This is a genomic window from Veillonella ratti, assembly GCF_003992115.1.
Lineage (GTDB): Bacteria > Bacillota > Negativicutes > Veillonellales > Veillonellaceae > Veillonella_A > Veillonella_A ratti.
The window spans coordinates 1-3,028 of sequence record NZ_RQUX01000036.1 but is presented as its reverse complement, the minus strand read 5'-3'; the positions used below and the strand labels follow the sequence as shown (position 1 = coordinate 3,028).

General features: G+C 50.6%; 1 rRNA gene. It reads right to left on the bottom strand.

Annotation, left to right across the window (positions count from 1 at the left end):
• Positions 1–2,932: ribosomal RNA gene (locus tag EO124_RS10000) — 23S ribosomal RNA — on the bottom strand.
• Positions 2,933–3,028 lie beyond the last annotated feature (96 nt).

The following is a 3,028-nucleotide window of genomic DNA, read 5'->3' as shown; positions in this document are numbered from 1 at the left end:
TAAGTAAAGCCCTCGATCTATTAGTACCAGTCAGCTCCAAGCCTCACAGCTCTTCCACACCTGGCCTATCAACCATGTCGTCTACATGGGATCTTACTAACTTATGTTATGAGAAACCTCATCTCAAGGCTGGTTTCACGCTTAGATGCTTTCAGCGTTTATCCGTCCCGAACGTAGCTACCCAACTGTACCCTTGGCAGGATAATTGGTACACCAGCGGTTCGTCCACTCCGGTCCTCTCGTACTAGGAGCAGCCCCCTTCAAGTTTCTTGCGCCCGCGATGGATAGGGACCGAACTGTCTCACGACGTTCTGAACCCAGCTCACGTACCACTTTAATCGGCGAACAGCCGAACCCTTGGGACCTACTTCAGCCCCAGGATGTGATGAGCCGACATCGAGGTGCCAAACCTCCCCGTCGATATGGACTCTTGGGAGAGATTAGCCTGTTATCCCCAGGGTAGCTTTTATCCGTTGAGCGATGGCCCTTCCACTCGGCACCACCGGATCACTAAGCCCGACTTTCGTCCCTGCTCGACCTGTCCGTCTCGCAGTCAAGCTCCCTTCTGCCTTTACACTCTTCGAGCGATTTCCGTCCGCTCTGAGGGAACCTTTGGGCGCCTCCGTTACATTTTCGGAGGCGACCGCCCCAGTCAAACTGCCCGCCTAAGACTGTCCGGAAGGGTGTTAGTCTTCCCGTTAGAATTCAATTATGGAAAGGGTGGTATCCCAACATTGACTCCACTAAGACTGGCGCCCTAGTTTCTACGTCTCCCACCTATCCTGTACATTCAATAACTAAATTCAATCTTAGGTTGCAGTAAAGCTCCATGGGGTCTTTCTGTCCAGTCGCGGGTAACCTGCATCTTCACAGGTACTTCAATTTCACCGGGTCCCTCGTTGAGACAGTGCGCAAGTCGTTACACCTTTCGTGCGGGTCGGAACTTACCCGACAAGGAATTTCGCTACCTTAGGACCGTTATAGTTACGGCCGCCGTTTACTGGGGCTTCAATTCAGAGCTTCGGATTACTCCTAACCCCTCCTCTTAACCTTCCAGCACCGGGCAGGTGTCAGCACCTATACATCAGCTTTCGCTTTAGCAGGCACCTGTGTTTGTGGTAAACAGTCGCTTGCGCCTCTCTTGTGCCACTCATTCATGCTCCGAGCGTTACTGCTCTTCACACTACATGAGTCCTCCTTTTCCCGAAGTTACGGAGGCATTTTGCCGAGTTCCTTAACGAGGGTTTTCCCGCGCACCTTAGGATTCTCTCCCCGCCCACCTGTGTCGGTTTCGGTACGGGTAGTATGTCTCTACCTAGAAGCTTTTCTCGGCAGTGTAGAATCAATCAGTTCGTCACTATCGCTAGTAACTCCTCATCACGCCTCAGCTTTTGAAGTGGTGGATTTGCCTGCCACTTCACCTACACGCTTAAACACGAATTTCCATCCTCGTGCTGACCTATCTTACTGCGTCACTCCATCGATCAAACAATTCATACTAGTACAGGAATTTCAACCTGTTGTCCATCGCCTACGCTTTTCCGCCTCGGCTTAGGTCCCGACTTACCCTGAGTCGACGATCGTTGCTCAGGAACCCTTAGGCTTTCGGTGGAAAGGATTCTCACCTTTCTTTTCGCTACTCATACCGGCATTCTCACTTCTTACCAGTCCACAGCTCCTTCCGGTACTGCTTCAATCCAATAAGAACGCTCCCCTACCCAAATGCATTAAGCATTTGCCACAACTTCGGTTCTGTACTTTAGCCCCGGACATTTTCGGCGCAGAGTCTCTCGACCAGTGAGCTATTACGCACTCTTTAAATGGTGGCTGCTTCTAAGCCAACATCCTGGTTGTTTTAGAAATTCCACATCCTTCGCCACTTAGTACAGCATTAGGGACCTTAGTTGGTGGTCTGGGCTGTTTCCCTCTTGACTATGGGCCTTATCACTCATAGTCTGACTCCCATGTATAAGTATAGCCATTCGTAGTTTGACTAGGTTCGGTACCCGGTATGGGCCCTAGCCCGATCAGTGCTCTACCGCCTATACTCTCTCCATGAGGCTAGCCCTAAAGCTATTTCGGGGAGAACCAGCTATCTCCGTGTTCGATTGGCATTTCACCCCTATCCACAGCTCATCCCAAAGCTTTTCAACGCTCACGAGTTCGGTCCTCCACACAATTTTACCTGTGCTTCAACCTGGCCATGGATAGATCACTACGGTTTCGGGTCTACTATCACTAACTAGTCGCCCTATTCAGACTCGCTTTCGCTTCGGCTCCACATTTTCTGCTTAACCTCGCTAGTAACAGTAACTCGCCGGTTCATTCTTCAATAGGCACGCCGTCGCGCTGCAATTATACGCGCTTCGACTGTTTGTAGACATACGGTTTCAGGTTCTCTTTCACTCCCCTCCCGGGGTGCTTTTCACCTTTCCCTCACGGTACTATGCGCTATCGGTCCATACTGGTATTTTGCCTTGGAGGGTGGTCCCCCCTGCTTCCCACAAGGTCTCACGTGTCTCGTGGTACTCTGGATACTGTCCCGTGCATGCAGGATTTCGATTACAGGGCTTTCACCTTCTACGGCTGTGCGTTCCAACACAATTCTTCTATCCCATTTACACTTGATGACAGTCCTCAACCCCGGTTCGGTTTCCCGATCCGGTTTGGGCTCTTCCCCGTTCGCTCGCCGCTACTAGGAGAATCTCGTTTGATTACTCTTCCTCTGGGTACTTAGATGTTTCAGTTCCCCAGGTGCCCTCCTCATACTCTATGGTATGGGTGACAGAACATAACTTCTGCCGGGTTCCCCCATTCGGAAATCTACGGGTCAAAGGTTGCTTGCACCTCTCCGTAGCTTATCGCAGCTTACCGCGTCCTTCATCGGCCAGTATAGCCAAGGCATCCACCGTACGCCCTTAAAATCTTTACTTAGATTTTTAAGACTTGCGTCTCGCCTGTAGCTTAACCTACTCTTTATAAATCAGAGAATTTTTTCCTAATGTGCTTGGTTAAACCATTTGGATTA